Raw genomic sequence first — 18,441 nt, forward strand, 5'->3', positions numbered from 1 at the left:
AATCAGGTGGGCGCCAAATTTCATCCCTGAAATTTGCAAAATCCCTTGCAGGATTGGGTCAGCTCTCTGCCTGTTTGCCGTGGAAGTAATTTGAAGGTCCGGTGCGGCGGAAATCTTCGCGGAAATGTGTCGGGGCGGCAGTGCCACCGGCCAGCTTCACGTCGGCCAGATAGGCCCCGACGATCTCGCTCTGGCGCGCGCTGGCGTCCAGCAGGCGCAGTTCGGCATGGGCTTCGTCGGTCAGCACCTCGGCCTCTTCCAATGCGCGCGACCAGCGGTCATCTTCGGTCAGATAGATCACGTCGCCTTCGATCAGGGCGTTGGCGGTCACAACTTTGGGGGTGAATTCACGGGGCATCAGGCAAGCTCCTGCGTCAGATGTGTTTCTTGTTGGGCGCGGTCCAAATCGGCCTGTTCCTGCTGAAGCAACGCCGCTTCGCGTGGGGCAAGACCATAGAAGGTAAGCGCCGGTCCATTCACCGCAGCAGCGGCAAGGTCGGTCGGAAGGTCGGCAAGGCTGGTTTCCAGAATGCGCTGATCCGCGCGCGAGGCGTTTTCCACGATGGTCACCGGCGTCGCCGGATCAGCACCATGCATCAACAGACGCCCCTGAATGAAGCGGGCGGATTTCTTGCCCATATAGATCGCGGCCACTTCGCGGCACGGGCCAAAGCGCGCCAGTCGTGATCGGCAAAGCCGCGGGTGTCATGCCCGGTCAGGAAACGCACCGAAGAATTGCGGCCACGTTTGGTCAGGCTTTGACCAATCGACGCCACAGCGGCCGAAGCCGAGGTGATGCCGGGCACGATATTCCACGAGATACCGGCCTCTTCGGCCGCATCAATCTCTTCATCAAGACGGCCAAAGACCGTACTGTCGCCGGATTTCAGCCGCACGACTTGGCTCCCTTGGCGGGCATGTTCCACGATCAGGTCATTGATATCGCCCTGCGCCATCGACGGCCCGAACCCTTCTTTGCCGGCATCGACCAGCACGGCCTCGCGGCGGGCCAGTTCCAGGATCTCCGGGCTGATCAGCCGGTCGTGGATCACCACGTCCGCCTCATCCAGCGCGCGCCGGGCCTTGAGCGTCAGCAATTCCGGGTCACCGGGACCAGCCCCCACAAAGGCCACATGGCCCTTGCGCGTCTGGCGTGTCAGGTGGGCACGCAACAGATGGTCGAGTGCGGTTTCGGTTGCGGCCTCGCCACCCTCGTCAAAGGCACGCGGGCCAGCGCCGAAATAATAATCAGCCCAGAAGTCACGCCGCACCCGCCCCATGGGCAGAATGTCGGCAACCTTGCGGAAGGCTTTGCCAATCCGGGCCAAAGCGCCAAGACGCACGGGCAAACGAGCCTCCAGATCGGCCTTGATGGCACGGGCCAGCACCGGGGCGGCGCCTTCGGTGCCGATGGCCACGGTCACCGGGTCGCGGTCCACAATGGCGGGGGTGATGAACTGGCTGTCGTGCAGGTTGTCGACGATATTGGCCAGCGCGCCTTCGGCGGTCGCAATCGCGGCGGTGCGCGCATCTTCGGCCTGATCTTCATCAGCCGCATAGAACAGGCGCGCGCCCGCCACGTCACCCGCCGCCAGAGCGCGGCGCACCCACACGAGGCGGCCCTCTTCTGCCCAGGCGGCAATTTCCGGCGCAGCATCGGCAGCATAAACCACCAGCGCGGCTTCGGTCTTCATCAACAGGCGCAATTTCGCAAGCGCCGCATCGCCACCACCGGACAGGACAACCCGTTGTCCGGCGAGGTTCACGAAGATCGGAAAATGTTGCATCGGTCGCTCCAGTTTGGCTTGGGTCATATATAGGAAATTTTCCCGATTTCGCGCTAGGTGCTTGCGCCAATAAGGATGTCCGTTCTAAAAACGACGCAAGCAGGAACGTATGTTTCACATTTCAGGGAAAGGCCGAATGCATGGCACGGATTGACGACACGGACCGGAAAATCCTCAAAGCCCTGCAGGAAGATGCCAGCCGGTCGCTGGACGAAATCGCCAAGGCTGTCGGGTCGTCCAAGACCCCGGTCTGGAACCGTATTCGCAAATTGCGCGAGGCCGGGATCATCGGAAATCAGACCGTGCAGCTCGATGCAGAGAAGCTGGGATTTGAGGCTTGTTTCTTTGTGCTGATCCGCACCTCGGAACATGATGCCAGCTGGCAGGCGGCGTTTTTAAAGGCCTTGCAAGAACGCCCGGAGGTGCAGGAGGCGCATCGGCTTGCAGGGGATATCGACTATATCCTCAAGGTGCGGGTCACCAATGCACGCGCCTATGACACCTTTTATCAGGCGCTGATATCAGAGGTGAAAGTGCACAATGTAACGGCGCTTTTGTCGATGGAGGAGATCAAATCGACAACGGCGCTGGCGTTATAAGGGGGTGCCAAAGCCTACTCTCGGTCTGGACGCTCATCCCGGCCCAATCTGAGCAAGGTCTCAACTTCACCCTTGAAACCTTCTCGCCAATCGCAAAGCAGCGCTTCGACACGTTCATACATCCAATTGTGTTGACGCAACCAGTCTGATTCCTCCAAGGCATCGGCCTGCAGCGTACTGAAGTTCTGAAAAAGACCATTCCGGTTCTGTTTCCATTGATCCGGGTCGATTGAAGGGTATTGTTTCGAGTTTTTCAACCATTGCGCAAACACTTCGGCGTCATGGCGACCTACAGAGAGGAACACGCCGATCTGGTTAAGGTTCAGCATCCGATGGGCATATATTCCGCAGTCCTTTACAGCGTCCGTTCCCGTAAGCGACATCTTTAACCAACCCTGATTTGGAGCTCTGGATGGCGGCGAGAGGCTATCGGAAAAGGGAAACCGGTCCAGGAAGGCCTGCCAGTATTCCATTCGCCGCTGGTAATCTTCCATCTCATTGGCGCGATTACGTTCTTTTTGGATGCGGGACCACTCGTTCGGTCGAACAACAACTTCGAATTTTGGAGCGGGGACACTGTCGGCAATGCGCCAGACTTCGAGCTCAACACCAAAAAATGCGTAGTCACGAGGCGTTATCTCGTTCAACCAATCGATGACGGCGCGATGTTCATCCCTCAGGCTTTCCGCGATCCAGACAACAGTATGAGCCTCTGCCCCCACTAGGTAGGTCATGATCTGGCCGAGATGCCGGTGGTCCGAAACAGAGAACTGGTTCTCGATCACGACTTTGCGCTCGCCGGCATCCTGACACACGATGTCGGCCCGAAAAGACCCGACGGCCACTTCTTCCGTTATTTCAACAAGTTCCCCGAGGCCGAGTTCACCGGCCAGCAAGGAGAGATTTTCAGGAAGTGCAAGCCAAGGAGTGAAGTCATAGTCTTCCTTTGGCCAGACATTCCGAATGTTCAACTTTTCTAGACGTCCGATCTGCATAGGGAATTGATTAGGAAATTTGGCTGGCTTTTAAAAGACGGATTTTTTCGCCGGGATCATGCGGGCGGGAAATCGCATCGGCCAGCGCCTCCAGGCTTTCGATGCTGTGCCCGGCGCGGAACGTATCGACATGTGGCAACATGGTGCGAATGCCCTGAGCCTTGGCGGCAAACCCGTCCCAGCGCAGCAACGGATTGATCCATATCAGGTGACGTGAAGACAGGTGCAGGCGTTCCATCGCCTTGTCCAGCGTCGCAAGATCCCCCGGTCGAGCCCATCGGTGATCAACAGCGTCACCGCCCCCTGCCCCATGACACGGCGCGACCAATCGCGGTTGAAATCCTGCAGGCATTGACCGATCCGCGTGCCGCCCTCCCAATCCTGGGCCTGAGCGCCCGCGGCGGCAAGGGCGGCATCCACATCGCGGGTCGCCAACAGGCGGGTGATATTGGTCAGCCGGGTGCCAAAGGTAAAGGCATGGACACGGGCCCAGCCCGCGCCCTTTTCATTGGCCACCGCATGCAGGAAATGCAGGATGGTGCGGGAATAGGTGCTAATCGAGCCGGAAATATCGCAGATCACCACCAGATTGGGCCAGCGAATGCGCGGCTTTTTCAGCGCGATGTCGGTAATCTGCCCGCCCTGACGCATGGCATCGCGCAGCGTCTTACGGGTGTCATAGGCGTGGCCGACGTGGCTGGCACGGCTGCGGCGCGACTTGATTGGTGGCACAGGCAAAGAGAGCCGGGCCAGCATCCGTTTCGCACGGGCCATTTCCGCAGTGCTCATTTGTTCGAAATCGAGCTGACGCAGTTTTTCGGTGGCGGACATGGTCAGCGTGGCGTCAATTTCGATTTGCTGGTCCTCATCGGACCCATGGTCCTCTTCAGGATTGGGCAGATCGGCACCGTCCAAAAGCGCCTCGGCGGCGCGTTTTTCCGCAGCTTTGGCGCTGCGTTCTTCCTGCACACCCCGCATGGAGGGCAGAAGCAGCGACATCATGTGTTCCATAAACTGTGGGTCGCGCCAATAGAGCCGGAAGACCTGAGCAAAGACCGCGCGTTGTTCCGGTTTGTTGACGAAACAGGCGTGCAGCGTCCAGTAGAAGTCGCGCCGATCGGTGAACCCGGTGGCGGCGACCGCGCGAATGGCCTCGATCACCCGGCCCGGGCCGATGGGCAGACCGGCCTTGCGCAGGGCGCGGGCGAAATGGGTGATATTATCCGTCAGGCGCGGGGTGTCTGGCAGATCAAGCGGCGCATATTCAGGCATATGTTGATTTCGGGGGCGCTGCCCCCGGACCCCCGGGATATTTAGGAACAGAAGAAGGGCGGGCCCCGGAACACATCAGGCCGGTTCTACGACGGCTTTGACTTCATCCAGAATGCGTTTGGCCTCGGAGCCTTGCAGGCGGGCAATATCGTCCTGGTATTTCAGCAATGCGCCGAGCGTGTCAGAGATGACCTGGGGCGACAGGGCGATCACATCCAGCGCCAAAAGGCATTTGGCCCAGTCGATGGTTTCCGCCACGCCAGGGCGTTTGAACAGATCTTCGGTGCGCAGCCGTTGCACAAAGGCGACGACCTCGCGGCTGAGGGTCGCGGCCGCTTCGGGGACACGGGCGTGCAGGATGTCCATCTCACGGTCGAAATCGGGGTAATCCACCCAATGGTAAAGACAGCGGCGTTTCAACGCGTCATGCACTTCGCGGGTGCGGTTCGAGGTCAGGATGACAATTGGGGGCTCTGGCGCCTTGATCGTGCCCATTTCCGGGATTGTAACCTGAAAATCGCTCAGTGCTTCGAGCAGAAAGGCCTCGAACGGTTCATCGGTGCGATCCAATTCGTCAATCAACAACACCGGCGCGCCGCTGGCATCCGGGCGCATGGCGTCGAGCAGCGGGCGTTCGATCAGATAGTCGGGGCCGAACAATTCGGTTTTCAGCAGGTCACGGTCGGCCTGGCCTGCGGCCTCGGCGGTGCGGATTGCCACCATCTGGGCCGGGAAGTTCCATTCATAGACCGCCGAGGAGGCATCCAGACCTTCGTAACATTGCAGGCGGATCAAACGGCGACCCAGACCGGCGGCAATCGCCTTGGCGATTTCGGTCTTGCCGGTGCCGGGCTCGCCCTCAAGAAAAAGCGGTTTGCCCAGTTTCAGCGCCAGAAAGGCCACAGTGGCCAAGGCCCGGCCGCAGACATAATTCTGGCGGGCCAGCATCGTCTGAACGCTGTCGATATTTGCGGGCGTCTCGGCCATGGGGATCCTCCTGATTGCGTCGAAAGCTACAGGGCAAAACCACAAGGTCAAGGCGACCAAGGTCGCGGGCCCCCAGGCGAGCACGGTCGCAGGGCCATGGCCGGTGGCGGCGCAATTGACGCAAGCCCGGCAAAATGCAAGTCTTTCGAAAAAAGTAACAAAGAGGCGGCAGTATCGCGCAGGACAATCGCGATCACGGGGCTAAAATGACAAGGGCAAACGATACGGGTGGAGGCCATGCCGCATGCGCATAACCGCTGTGACATGTGTCAAGAACGAGGGCCCGTTCCTATTGGAATGGATTGCCTACAATCGGGTGATCGGCGTGACCGACCATCTGTTTTATTCCAATGATTGTACGGATGCGACCGACCGGCTGCTGGATCTATTGGCGGATCACGGCATTGTCCGCCATTTGCCCAACCCGGCCGAGGGGCGCAATTATCAGATGGAGGCGCTGAAAGACGCACGTCGTCAGGATATTGTGCGCGCGGCGGATTGGCTTTGGGTGGCGGATGTGGATAAGTTTTTGAACATTCATGTCGGCGATCACAGCATTCCGGCGCTGATTGCCGCCTGTGGCGATCCGCAGGCGATTTCCGTCACCTTTCAATTCATGGCCAATGACGGCGTTGACGCATTTGTTGATGCGCCGGTGATTGGGCAATTCACCCGGGGCCACAACCCAGATCTGTGGTGTGCGGAAACCGCGATCGAGGTCAAGACGCTGATCCGGCGCGATTTTCCGCTGCAATATTATGGCGCCCATCGCCCGTTTTTCAAAACGGACCGGCCGCGCGCGTCCTATCCTGTTTGGAAGGATGGCGCCGGGCGCGCGGTGCCCGAGGCCTTTTTGATCGCTGCAAACAAGCGGCGGATCCGGAAATTTCCCGCTGCCGGGGCGCGGGGATTTGCCAGTTTGAACCATTATGCCCTACGCTCGCTTGACAGTTATCTGGTCAAGAACGACCGTGGGGATGTGAACCGCGAAAACCGCGATTTCGACGATACTTATTGGCGGGAACGCAATGATGACGCCTGGGAGGATCGCTCGATCCTGCGGATGCTGCCCAAGGTTCAGGCAGAGATTGCCGCGTTGAAGGCCTTACCGGGCGTTACCGCGATGCATGACACTGCTGTGCAGCTGCATCAGGCACGGCGCGACAGGCTTTTGACTGAGCCCGAGTACCGCGAAATGCAGGCGCAATTGCGGGCATTGCCCGTCCTGCCGCCGGGTGAAGGCGATCTGCGCCGTGCCATTGGCGACAGCCCGGTGTTGCCCTTATGAGCCGGTTGCGTGTCATCAACCTTGGCCTGCCAAAATCCGGCACGACCACGCTGGCGCGGGCCCTGCGCAAGGCGGGGCTGCATGTGGCCGACCACCGCATTCGTCCGCGCCAAACCGACAACACCGACCTGCATGGTCGGTTTGTCGGCCAGATGATGTATGATGGCTATTTTCTTCAGGGGGATCCGCTGACCGGGCTGGACGAATTCGACGCCTTTGCCGAGGTCAACGCCCTGCGCGGGGAAAAGTCGATCTGGCCACAGTTTGATTTCGGTTTGATTGACGCGATCCGCGGCCACCATCCCGGTGCGCGGTTCCTGGCCTCCTGGCGCGCACCGGCGGACATTTCCCACAGCATGTTGCGCTGGTCGAACCTGGGCACCGAACGCATTCCCGCAGCCGACATTCCCGGTCTGCCGGCGGGCTATGGCGTGACCACCCAGGAACGTGTGACATGGATCACCGGGCATTATGCGGCGCTCGACCGGTTTTTCGCCGGCGCTTCGGACTTCCTGCTGTATGATGTGGCCAACCCCGACGCGGCGGCACAGATCGGCGCGTTCCTTGGCCGGGAATTGCCGTGGTGGGGCCGAACCAACGTCAACCCGGTGAAACACCCACCAGTCGAGGATTTGCACCCATGAAGATCAGCCTGCATATCGGGCCGGACCTCTGGGCCAGCAGCCGCATTCAACAGGTGTTGAATGACAAGCGGCGGCAATTGCAGGGGCGTGGCGTGTTGTTTGCGCGCTCTCCCGGGGCGAAAAACCACACCCGGTTGTTCATGGCAGCCAGCGATCCTGACCGGGTGGATGCGCTGCGGTTCAATCGCGGGTACGGCGCGCCGGACCAACAGGCCGCGCTGCGCAAAGAGGTCGCATTGGCCCTGCAAAAAGAGGTGTCGGCGCAGTCGGTCGAACATCTGATCCTGTCGGCGCATCAATTTGGCACCTCGCTTTTGCGACAATCCGAGGTGGAGCGGCTGCGCGCCATGTTGGCACCGATCTCGGATCAGATTTCGGTGATTGCCCATGTGGAATGCCCCGCACGGATGCTTTTGCGCCATTATGCGGCACAAATCGGCGATGGGCGCTTGCGCCCGCTGGCGCTTGAATTGCAACAGGCCGCGCGCCCCGATTGGTGGGCCTCGGCGCTGACCACAGCGCCCGAAAGCACCCCCGAGGCCGGGATTTTCCCGGAGACCCAGATGGCGCCGCCATGGCTGGATTATCGCGGGTTGCGCGCCCATTGGGAGGGGGTGTTTGGCGCAGGCAGTTTTGAGTTTCGCCCACTGGACGTTGCGGCCTTTGCCGACGCCGGGGTCGTTGATGAAATCCGCGCCTGCTTTGACATTGATGACCAGATTGGCAAAGCCGAGACCATCCCGCTGCCGCAGGCACCCTCCGCCGAATGGCTGGCGCGGGCGCGGCAGTTCAACGATGTTCTGACCCGGCTTTTGGCCCGCAAGGATCATGTGGTGCCGCGACAATTGTGGAAGAAACTTCTGGGGGAATTGCGTGTGCCCGGCGCGCCAAGCGCGGTGCATCAACCGGGATCCTTGGCCGCCATTGCCCAACGGTTTGCCGATGATCTACAGCTTCTGGCCAGGGACCGGGTCGACCTTGCCGCGGTATTTGCGCCTGATCCGCCCCTGCCCGCCTGGCAAGAGGTCGCAACCAGCCGCGGGTATCGGGCCACTCAGTATCTGTTGACTGCGATGCCGCGCATCGAACGTGCCACGACCGAGGCGCGCGCAGCGACGTCCAAGTCCGCCAACGGCAATATTCCCGGTCACATTCCCGGCCACATTCCGGGCCTGTCGGAACAGGCCGCCCGGATCATGCCCGATCTGGCGAAAGAGAAATTCATTCACCTTCAGGGCAGCCCCTTTGCGCCGCACAACCGTCTGGGGCGCAGTGACGAAGGCCTTGCCGCCGCTGCTTATACCCCGGTGCCGCCACGTGTTTTGCCCCCCGGCAGCAGTGGCAATGTCATTGTCGGATGCATGAAAAACGAAGGGCCCTATATTCTGGAATGGGTTGCCTATCACAGGGCCATCGGCGTCGACAACTTCTTGATCTACACCAATGATTGTACCGACGGGACCGACGAAATCCTGACCCGGCTTCAGGATCTGGGCATCCTGCAACACCGCAAGAACAACGATTGGTCCGGGAAATCACCGCAGCAATCTGCGCTGAACCAATCCTTGAAGGAACCGGTGATCGAAAACGCAGATTGGATCATCCATATTGACGTGGATGAGTTCATCAATGTCCGCTGCGGCAATGGTACATTGCAGGATTTTCTGGACCGGGTGCCGGATGCCACCAATATCGCGATGACATGGCGGATGTTTGGCCATGACGGTGTGGCCCGTCTGGACGACCGGTTTGTCATCGAGCAATTCGAAAGCTGCGCCCCGAAATATTGCCCGAAACCCCATACCGCCTGGGGGTTCAAAACCATGGTGCGCAATATCGGGGCCTATCAAAAACTGTCCTGCCACCGCCCGAACAAGTTGATACCAGAGAAGGCCGAGGGCGTGCATTGGGTCAATGGCTCGGGTCAACCGATGGGGGACGAGGTCAAGAAGAATGGCTGGCGCAATTCGAAACGCACCATCGGCTATGATCTTTTGCAGCTGAACCATTATGCACTGCGCTCGGCAGAAAGCTATCTGATCAAACGGCAACGGGGTCGCGCGCTGCATGTGGATCGCTCTATCGGGCTGAACTACTGGATTCGCATGGATTGGAATGATGCCCGCGACATCACGATCAAACGCAATGTGCCGCGTCTTCGGGCCGAATATGACCGGCTGTTGGCGGATCCCGTCCTGGGCCAACAGCATCGGGCGGCGCTGGACTGGCATTTGGCCAAGGCCGCAGAGCTTCATGCCAACCCGGAATTCGAAGACCTGTATCAGCAGGCGATCAAGCTGAAGCTGAATGAGGTCGAGCGCGCGGCTTATGCGCTGGCCCTGGACATGGAAACCTGATGCCGGGGGGGCCTATGCGCGCCACAGCCGTTCTTTGTATTCGCGATGAGGCCGCCTTCCTGCTCGATTGGTTGGCGCATCACCGCGCGGTCGGGTTTGACCATGTGGTGATCTGTTCGAACGGATGTTCGGATGGCACCGATACCATGGCCGACCGTCTGGCCGAAATTGGCGGCGTCACCCACATCCGAAACAACGGCCCCTATGACAAAGGCGGCATTCAGTTCGCCGGTTTGAAATTGGCGGGCAAGACCAAAGCCGTGCGGCAGGCTGATTGGCTCATGGCGCTGGACATCGACGAATATGTCAACATTCACGTCGGCGGCCATCGGCTGGGCGATCTGATCACCGCCCTGCCCGCGGCCAGCGCCATCACCTTGACCTGGCGGCTGTTCGGCAATGCGGGCGAAGTGGCCTATCGCGACACACCGGTGACCGAAATGTTCACCCGCGCCGCGCCGGAAATCATGCAATGGCCCTGGCGCGCCCAGATGTTCAAGACGTTGTTCCGCAACGATGGCTGTTTTCGACAATTGGGCGTGCATCGGCCGCGTGGTCTCCGCGAGGATCGGGCCGAGGATGTGCATTGGTATGACGGTGCGGGGCGGACACTTGATCTCAACACGCATGAAAAGCGGGTATTTTCGCCCTTGGGGCAATCCCATTACGACTTGGCGCAGCTCAACCATTACGCGCTTGGCGCGATGGAAAGCTATGTGTTGAAATCGGCGCGCGGTCGTGCGGTACATGCCAAACAGGATCTGGGCCTGGATTACTGGGCCGAACGCAATTTCAATACCGACATCGACACCAGCATCGCCGCAGTGTCGCCCGAGGTGGCACAAGAACGCGCCGCCCTGGCCGCTGACCCGGTCCTGGCAAAACTGCATCACGATGCGGTGGCATGGCGCAAACAGAGATTTCTGGAGCTGGTCGAAGCCGAACCCATGCGCGCCCTGTTTGGCCGCTTGTTGATGACCCCGTCCTCTACCCCCCTGGGCAAAGAGACTGCCGCCGCACTGATCGCCCATGCCCGGCGCGGTCTCGCCCGGCGCTGATCCCGGTTTGCGGCCCCTGGCGCGGCCCCTCTCACCACGGTCATAATGTTGAAATCGTCAGCAAATCGCCTTTATTCTTCGGTCAACCTTCCAAATTTCGCCTAATTTCCCGGTTAACTTTGAAAAAAGCGCTATGTATCAGTGCGACCCGAGGATACCGAAATGCAGGACACAGTCACCACGCTCGACACGCCCATGACCAATTTGCCCAAGGCAAAATGGTTTTCCGCGCTGAAACACGTCACCCGCGAAGAAGGGTTCTATGCCCCGCTTGGGCCGAAACACGCCGCCGGTTTTGTCGAAGAAGGCGACACCCTGCTTGTCACCTTCGAAAGCTGCCAGGGCATTCAGGCCTTGTCCAAAAGCGCGCAACCTCTGGGATGGGATATGGTGCGCAGCAATGGCTGGTCACACCTCGGGGTGATCTGTGATGGTGAAACATGGTTCCGCGCCAAAGAGGTCTATACCTTTTTTGATGAGCTGACCGACGATGGGTTCTTTGACGAATTCGATCAGGTGATCTTTTACGGCGCCGGGCCTTGCGGCTATGCGGCGGCGGCGTTTTCGGTCGCAGCGCCGGGGGCGACTGTGCTGTCGATCCAACCCCAGGCCACCCTGAACCCGCGCCTGACCGGCTGGGATGATCGGTTTGCCGATCTGCGGGCGCTGGATTTCACCAGCCGCTATGGATACGCCCCCGAAATGTGCCAGGCCGCGGACAAGGTGTTTGTCATCTATGACCCGCGCGAAGATCTGGACGCCATGCATGCCGCGTTGTTTCATGGTCCGCAAACCACCCTGCTACCGGTGCCGAACATCGGCGACACCATCCAAAGCGACTTGTTGGAAATGGCGGTGCTGGACCGGCTGTTGACCCTGGTCGGAACCGGGGATTTGCCCCCACAGTCATTTTATCAACTGATGCGGGCGCGGCGCGACCATCCGCCCTATCTGCGCAACCTGCTGTCCGCACTGGACCGCAATGGCCGTGACAAGCTGGCGGAACAATTGTGCCGCTTTGTTGTTGGCCGCCAATCCGCCCCGCGTTTCCGCCGCCGATTGGAAGAATTGCAAGCAGGTCGCAAAAAAGCCGGTTAAGACAGGCGCGACAGGGGCCTGCCCTCTGGTCGCGGCGCACGCGCTGTTGTAAGCGGGGGTCATGACCCAGACCCTCACCATCCGCCGCCCCGACGATTGGCACCTGCACCTGCGCGATGGCGCAATGCTGCGTGCCGTCCTGCCCGAAACCAGCCGCCACTTCGCCCGGGCCATTGTCATGCCCAATCTGGTGCCGCCGGTGGTCACCGCCAAAGATGCAATCGCCTATCGGGATCGCATCCTTGCCGCCCTGCCAAAGGGCGCGGACTTCACCCCGCTGATGACCCTTTATCTGACCGAAGCGACCGATCCCGACGATCTGGCCGCCGCCCATGCCAGCGGGCTGATCACCTCGGTCAAGCTGTACCCCGCGGGCGCCACCACCAATTCCGCCAGCGGCGTCGCCAATTTCGACAAGGTCCGCCCGGTGCTGGAGCGTATGGCCGAGATCGGCTGCCCGCTCTGCGTCCATGGCGAAGTGGTCGATGCCGACATCGACATCTTTGACCGCGAGGCGGTGTTCATCGACCGCGTGCTGGACCCGATCCGCCGCGCAACGCCCGGCCTGCGGGTGGTAATGGAACATATCACCACCGCGAACGGCGTCGATTATGTCAAGGCGCATGATCGCGACCTCGGCGCGACAATCACCACGCACCACCTGATCATCAACCGCAACCATATCCTGGTCGGTGGAATCAAACCGCATTACTACTGCCTGCCCGTCGCCAAACGCGAGGAACACCGCCTTGCCCTGCGCGCCGCCGCCACATCGGGCGATTCCCGCTTTTTCCTGGGCACGGACAGCGCACCACATATCGACCCGCTCAAGGAAAACGCCTGCGGCTGCGCCGGCTGTTTCACCGCCACCAACACCATGTCCCTGCTGGCCCATGTCTTCGAAGAAGACGCCGCCCTCGACAAACTCGACGCCTTTGCCTCGCGCAATGGGCCTGCGTTTTATGGCTTGCCGGTGAACGAGGCCACCTTGACCCTGACCAAAGGCGCGCCCGTGACCTTTCCCGAAAAAATCGCCTGCGAAGATGGCCCTGTGACCGTCTTCGACCCCGGTTTCCCGGTGCATTGGCAGGTGAGCTAGGCTTTCATCTGGCCAAAAATATCCCCGCCGGAGGCATGAAACTCTTTTCGAACAGCGCCCGCATAAGGACATCCCATGATCCCCTCGACCTATCCCGCCAAAGATGAAATCGCCCGTTTGACCGCCCGGATGCTGCTCGAAATCGGTGCGGTGAATTTCAACACGGAAACCCCCTATACCCTGGCCTCCGGCCTGCCCTCGCCCAGCTATATCGACTGTCGCAAGCTGATTTCCTTTCCGCGTATTCGCGCCACCCTGATGGATTTCATGGCGGTGACCGTGATGCGCGACGCAGGCTTCGAAGCTTTTGACAATATTGCCGGCGGCGAAACCGCGGGCATTCCCTTTGCGGCGCTGATGGCGGAACGGCTGGCGCTGCCGATGACCTATGTGCGCAAGAAACCCAAAGGTTATGGCCGGAATGCCCGCATCGAAGGCGTGATGGGCGAAGGCGACCGTGTGCTTCTGGTCGAAGATCTGACCACCGATGGCGGCTCCAAGCTCAGCTTTGTCGACGCCATCCGCGAAACCGGCGCGACCTGTGGCCATACGGCGGTGATCTTCTATTACGACATCTTCCCCGAGACCCGCAAAACCCTTGGCGATCATGGCGTGCAATTGCACCATCTTTGCACATGGTGGGATGTCCTGACCGAGGCCCGGGCCCAGGCCAATTTCAGCCCCGAAACCCTGGCTGAGGTGGAGACCTTCCTCAAAGATCCCCGTAAGTGGCAGGAAGCAAACAAGAAATAAATCCACCTGTGGATAGCTGGGGACAAGTCGAAAACGAATCCCGCCATCAAACAACATTTGGCATATGATGTGCCATCGGCTACCATATCGGCCAAAGCAACCCCTCGCGGCGCACGGGCTGGCCTTTTATCCCTGCGGAATATCCACAGGGTTATCCAGATGGATCGGGCCCTCTGGTTTGGCTAAAACGGACGCTCAGCGGGACAAACCAAGAGCAGAGCAATGAACGAGATCGCGGCGATCAATCCTACAGGCGTGGAAATTCAGGCCGAAGACACCATGCCGCATTCCATCGAGGCGGAACAGCAGCTTCTGGGTGCTATCCTGACCAACAATGACATCTATGACCGGGTTGCCTCGATCATCCGGCCGCAGCATTTCTATGACCCGGTTCATGCCCGGATCTATGAAATCGCTGCCGCGCGGATTGCCAAGAACAACCTCGCCTCTCCGGTGACGCTCAAGGCATTCATGGAGGACGACGAAGGTCTTCAGGAACTTGGCGGCGCGGCCTATCTGGTGCGGCTGGCCGGTGCGGCGGTCAGCGCCTTTGCGGTGCGTGACTATGCCCAGATGATCTATGATCTGGCGGTGCGCCGTGATCTGATTGGACTGGGGCGCGACATTGCGGCCAAGGCGGCGCGGGTCGACGTCAGCAACGAACCCCGCGAACAAATTGTCGAAGCCGAACAACAGCTCTACAAACTGGCCGAACAGGGCCAGACAGACAGCGGTTTTCAATCCTTTCTCAAGGCGGTCACCGATGCGGTCAATGTGGCCAATGCCGCCTATCAGCGTGAGGGTGGATTGGCCGGCGTGTCGACCGGGCTGGTGGATATGGACAAGAAACTGGGCGGGCTGCACCCGTCTGACCTTTTGATCCTTGCCGGTCGCCCGTCGATGGGCAAAACCTCGCTCGCGACCAACATCGCGTTCAATGTCGCCAAGGCATACAAACGCGGCACCAAACCGGATGGCAGCGAAGGCGCGATTGACGGCGGCGTGGTGGGCTTCTTCTCGCTCGAAATGTCGGCGGAGCAGCTTGCCGGCCGTATCCTTGCCGAAGCATCCGAAGTGTCGTCGCACAAGATCCGTCAGGGTGACATGGACGAGGTCGAGTTCCGTCGCTTTGTCGAAGCGGCCAAGGCGCTGGAGGCCTGCCCGCTTTATATCGACGACACCGCCGCCATTCCGATTGCGCAATTGGCGGCCCGCGCAAGGCGGCTGAAACGTACGCATGGGCTTGATCTTTTGATCGTCGACTATCTTCAGCTGGTGCGCGGCACCGCCGAAAACCGGGTGCAGGAGATTGGCGAAATCTCGATGGGTCTCAAGGCCATTGCCAAGGAATTGAACATCCCGGTGATCGCCCTGTCCCAGCTGTCGCGTCAGGTGGAAAACCGCGATGATAAACGGCCACAGCTTTCGGATCTGCGGGAATCGGGCACCATCGAACAGGATGCCGACGTGGTGATGTTCGTGTTCCGCGAAGAATATTACAAAGAGCGTGAAAAGCCCGGCGATCACGAGCTCGACAAGATCGCCGAATGGCAAGAGGCGATGTCGCGCCTGCATGCCAAGGCCGAGGTGATCATCGGCAAGCAACGTCACGGGCCGATCGGCACGGTCGAGCTGAGCTTTGAGGCGCAATTCACCCGATTTGGCAATCTGGCCAAGTCCTGGCAGCAGGACGACGGCGTCAGTTTCTAGCGATAATCGAGCCGGAGGCAGGCAATGGCGCGGGGCGGCAGGGCAAGTCAGCTTCGCGCCAGACAGCGGTAAATCGGGGCCGGACCCCGAATGGAACACGCGGGGTTTCGCGGATGTCACCAACCGCGACCAATTCCCCCTTGACCTCTGCCAGCGTCAGTATGACTAAGCGCATATGGCACAGGCGAAACTGACAATTGATTTGGAAGCGTTGCGCAGCAACTGGCGCAACCTGAATGCACTGTCTGCGGGCGAAACGGCTGCGGTGGTCAAGGCTGATGGCTATGGGTTGGGCGTGTCGCGTGTGGCGCGTGCCCTGGCCCGCGAAGGCGCGCGGCGGTTTTTTGTGGCCCTGGCAGAAGAAGGCGCCGCCCTGCGCGAAGCGCTGGGACCGGGGCCGGAAATCTATGTCTTTTCCGGCCATATGCCGGGGGACACCGATATGGTGCATGACCTCGCCCTGACGCCGATGATCAACAATATCGACCAGATGCTGCGCCATGTAGAGGCCCTGCCCGGCGCGCCATTTGGCATCCAGCTCGACACCGGAATGAACCGTCTGGGCATGGAGCCCGCCGAATGGGCCGCGTTGCGCGACATTGCACTGGCCCAGAACCCGGTGCTGGTGATGAGCCATCTGGCCTGTTCCGACACCCCGGATCATCCGATGAACGCACAGCAATTGCAGACCTTTCGCGACATGACCGACGGCATCGAGGTGCCGAGATCCCTGGCCGCAACCGGCGGTATCCTGTTGGGGCCCGACTATCATTTCGATCTGACCCGTCCCGGCATCGGGCTTTATGGTGGGTTGCCATTCGTCGACGCCGCGCCGGTGGTCAATCTGGACATTCCGGTGATTCAGGTCCGCGAAGTGGCCGCTGGGGAAAGCGTCGGCTATGGCAACGCGTTTATCGCCGAGCGCGACAGCCGGATTGCCACGATTTCCGCAGGCTACGCCGACGGGCTCCGCCGGGCGATTGCCCCGCGTGCCAGCCTTTATGCCAACGACATCCGCTGTCCGGTGGTCGGTCGGGTTTCGATGGACCTGATCGGTGTGGATGTGACGGACCTCCGTCACGTTCCCGACACGCTGGAACTTCTGGGTCGCCATCAATCCATTGATACGGTCGCCGATTGGGACAAAACGATCGGCTACGAGGTTCTGACCGCATTGCGCGGTGGGCGTCTATCACGGGTGTATCGCGGCGAATGACGCTGATTTTATCCCCTCTCGCGGCGCTGGGGCGCAATGTGTTGTCGATCCTTGCGACGGTCGGCCAAATGGCGATCTTTGCCTTCCATGCGGTGACACATGTGTTTCGCCCGCCGTGGTATTGGCGCGAATTTGGTCAGGCTCTGATCCAGATCGGCTGGCTGTCCCTGCCGGTGGTGGGCATGACGGCGCTGTTCACGGGCGGCGCGCTGGCGCTTCAGATCTATTCCGGCGGCGCAAGATTTCAGGCCGAATTCGCCGTGCCCTCCATTGTTGCTATCGGCATGGTGCGCGAGTTGGGCCCGGTTCTGGGCGGTTTGATGGTGGCGGCGCGGGTCGCCTCGTCCATTGCGGCCGAAATCGGCACCATGAAAGTCACCGAACAGATCGACGCGCTGGTCACATTGTCCACCCATCCGATGAAATATCTGACCGTGCCACGGGTACTGGCCGCAACGTTGGCGGTGCCGCTTCTTGTGGCTGTGGGCGACAGTATCGGCATTTTCGGCGGTTATTTGGTTGGGGTTACGCGGCTGGATTTCAATGCAGCGGTCTATTTGAAGAACACGGTCGACTTTCTTGAACTTTGGGACGTGACCTCTGGCCTGATCAAGGGCGCTGTGTTCGGCTTTATCGTCGCGCTTTGCGGCTGTTACTTCGGCATGCATTCCGGGCGCGGTGCCCAGGGTGTTGGCCGCGCGACCAAGGGCGCGGTTGTGGCGTCATCGGTGATGATATTTGCTGCAAATTACATTCTGACAGAGGTGTTTTTCGCGGCATGATCCGGCTGACAGACGTGCATAAATCCTTTGGCCGCAAACAGGTTCTGCGCGGCGTGACCCTGCATGTGCCCAAAGGCCAGTCGATGGTGATCATCGGCGGATCGGGCACCGGGAAATCCGTGACAATCAAATCGGTTCTGGGGCTGGTGGAACCGGACAAAGGCCAGATCGAGGTCGACGGCCAGGATGTGCATCAGGGCGACCGCGACGCATTTTTGGCCCGCTTCGGCATGTTGTTTCAGGGTGGCGCGCTGTTTGACAGCCTGCCGGTCTGGCAGAACGTGGCCTTTCGTCTGTTGCGCGGCGCATTGAAACGCCCCAAGGCCGAGGCGCGCGATATTGCGATTGAAAAGCTGCGCCGTGTCGGGCTGAAACCTGATGTGGCGGATCTGTTTCCATCGGAATTGTCGGGCGGCATGCAGAAACGTGTCGGGCTGGCGCGTGCGATTGCGGCGGACCCCGAAATCATCTTTTTTGACGAGCCGACCACCGGGCTTGATCCAATCATGGCCGGGGTGATCAACGAATTGATCCGCGAGATCGTGACCGAAATGGGCGCGACCACCATGACAATCACCCATGACATGACATCGGTGCGCACCATCGCCGACCGGGTGGCGATGCTGCACGACGGGGTGATCCAATGGGAAGGTCCAATTGGCGAAATGGACGCGGCATCAGACCCTTACCTGCAACAATTCATTCATGGCCGCGCCGAAGGCCCGATTGAAGCGGTCAGATCAGCGGCTTCCTACAGCCCTCGCCCGCGGTGCTGGCGCTGCTGGGGCTGCAAAGC

14 protein-coding genes and 3 pseudogenes are annotated in these 18,441 nt (G+C 60.2%); 12 read left to right on the forward strand and 5 right to left on the reverse strand.

The window, feature by feature from the left end:
* Positions 1-58: 58 nt before the first annotated feature.
* A complete protein-coding gene (locus tag AC0L4F_RS08535) occupies positions 59-358 on the reverse strand; it encodes a DUF2849 domain-containing protein (protein WP_244687354.1) in 300 nt (99 codons plus the stop codon).
* A pseudogene (gene cysG / locus AC0L4F_RS08540) lies at positions 358-1,787 on the reverse strand (siroheme synthase CysG). The gene AC0L4F_RS08535 and the pseudogene cysG overlap by 1 nt, the downstream one beginning before the upstream one ends.
* Positions 1,788-1,927: 140 nt before the next feature.
* On the opposite strand from cysG, the gene AC0L4F_RS08545 reads away from it, so the two are divergent.
* Positions 1,928-2,386 carry an Lrp/AsnC family transcriptional regulator gene (locus AC0L4F_RS08545; RefSeq protein ID WP_244687356.1) on the forward strand — a complete coding sequence of 153 codons (459 nt, stop codon included), beginning with the start codon at positions 1,928-1,930 and terminating at the stop codon, positions 2,384-2,386.
* A gap of 14 nt (positions 2,387-2,400) precedes the next feature.
* Here AC0L4F_RS08545 and AC0L4F_RS08550 read toward each other — a convergent pair whose 3' ends face one another.
* From AC0L4F_RS08550 to AC0L4F_RS08560, 3 genes and pseudogenes are all read right to left on the reverse strand, one after another.
* Positions 2,401-3,381 (reverse strand): DUF4268 domain-containing protein, encoded by a 981-nt coding sequence (locus AC0L4F_RS08550; protein WP_244687358.1) that lies wholly within the window; start codon positions 3,379-3,381, stop codon positions 2,401-2,403.
* 10 nt (positions 3,382-3,391) lie between these two features.
* A pseudogene (locus AC0L4F_RS08555) lies at positions 3,392-4,653 on the reverse strand (vWA domain-containing protein).
* Between the two features lie 75 nt (positions 4,654-4,728).
* Positions 4,729-5,640 carry an AAA family ATPase gene (locus AC0L4F_RS08560; protein WP_244687360.1) on the reverse strand — a complete coding sequence of 304 codons (912 nt, stop codon included), beginning with the start codon at positions 5,638-5,640 and terminating at the stop codon, positions 4,729-4,731.
* A 244-nt stretch (positions 5,641-5,884) separates the two neighbouring features.
* Here AC0L4F_RS08560 and AC0L4F_RS08565 point away from each other — a divergent pair, with 244 nt between their 5' ends.
* The 11 genes and pseudogenes from AC0L4F_RS08565 to AC0L4F_RS08615 form a co-directional block, all read left to right on the forward strand.
* Complete coding sequence (locus AC0L4F_RS08565; protein ID WP_244687362.1) at positions 5,885-6,928, forward strand: glycosyltransferase family 2 protein; 1,044 nt, start codon at positions 5,885-5,887, stop codon at positions 6,926-6,928.
* Entirely contained in the window at positions 6,925-7,572 is a 648-nt protein-coding gene (locus AC0L4F_RS08570; protein ID WP_244687364.1) for a sulfotransferase family protein, read from the forward strand. Before AC0L4F_RS08565 ends, AC0L4F_RS08570 begins: the two co-directional genes overlap by 4 nt.
* The gene (locus AC0L4F_RS08575) at positions 7,569-9,929 is read left to right on the forward strand and encodes a glycosyltransferase family 2 protein (protein WP_244687366.1); all 2,361 of its coding nucleotides are present in this window, start codon (positions 7,569-7,571) and stop codon (positions 9,927-9,929) included. Before AC0L4F_RS08570 ends, AC0L4F_RS08575 begins: the two co-directional genes overlap by 4 nt.
* 14 nt (positions 9,930-9,943) lie before the next feature.
* Positions 9,944-10,987, forward strand: a complete 1,044-nt coding sequence (locus tag AC0L4F_RS08580; RefSeq protein ID WP_244687369.1) for a glycosyltransferase family 2 protein — start codon at positions 9,944-9,946, stop codon at positions 10,985-10,987.
* 162 nt (positions 10,988-11,149) lie between these two features.
* Positions 11,150-12,085 (forward strand): phosphoadenosine phosphosulfate reductase, encoded by a 936-nt coding sequence (locus AC0L4F_RS08585; protein WP_244687371.1) that lies wholly within the window; start codon positions 11,150-11,152, stop codon positions 12,083-12,085.
* 61 nt (positions 12,086-12,146) lie between these two features.
* Entirely contained in the window at positions 12,147-13,184 is a 1,038-nt protein-coding gene (gene pyrC / locus AC0L4F_RS08590; protein ID WP_244687373.1) for a dihydroorotase, read from the forward strand.
* Positions 13,185-13,259: 75 nt separating this feature from the next.
* Positions 13,260-13,937, forward strand: a complete 678-nt coding sequence (locus AC0L4F_RS08595; RefSeq protein ID WP_244687375.1) for an orotate phosphoribosyltransferase — start codon at positions 13,260-13,262, stop codon at positions 13,935-13,937.
* A 222-nt stretch (positions 13,938-14,159) separates the two neighbouring features.
* Positions 14,160-15,647 (forward strand): replicative DNA helicase, encoded by a 1,488-nt coding sequence (locus AC0L4F_RS08600; protein ID WP_244687377.1) that lies wholly within the window; start codon positions 14,160-14,162, stop codon positions 15,645-15,647.
* Between the two features lie 175 nt (positions 15,648-15,822).
* Positions 15,823-16,863 (forward strand): alanine racemase, encoded by a 1,041-nt coding sequence (alr, locus tag AC0L4F_RS08605; protein WP_244687379.1) that lies wholly within the window; start codon positions 15,823-15,825, stop codon positions 16,861-16,863.
* Positions 16,860-17,645: an MlaE family ABC transporter permease gene (locus AC0L4F_RS08610; RefSeq protein WP_244687381.1), complete on the forward strand. Its 786-nt coding sequence runs from the start codon at positions 16,860-16,862 to the stop codon at positions 17,643-17,645. The genes alr and AC0L4F_RS08610 overlap by 4 nt, the downstream gene beginning before the upstream one ends.
* Positions 17,642-18,385: pseudogene (locus AC0L4F_RS08615) on the forward strand (ABC transporter ATP-binding protein); the annotation flags it as partial. The gene AC0L4F_RS08610 and the pseudogene AC0L4F_RS08615, both read left to right, overlap by 4 nt.
* Positions 18,386-18,441 lie beyond the last annotated feature (56 nt).

It is taken from the genome of Marinovum sp. J2-8, from assembly GCF_055808435.1.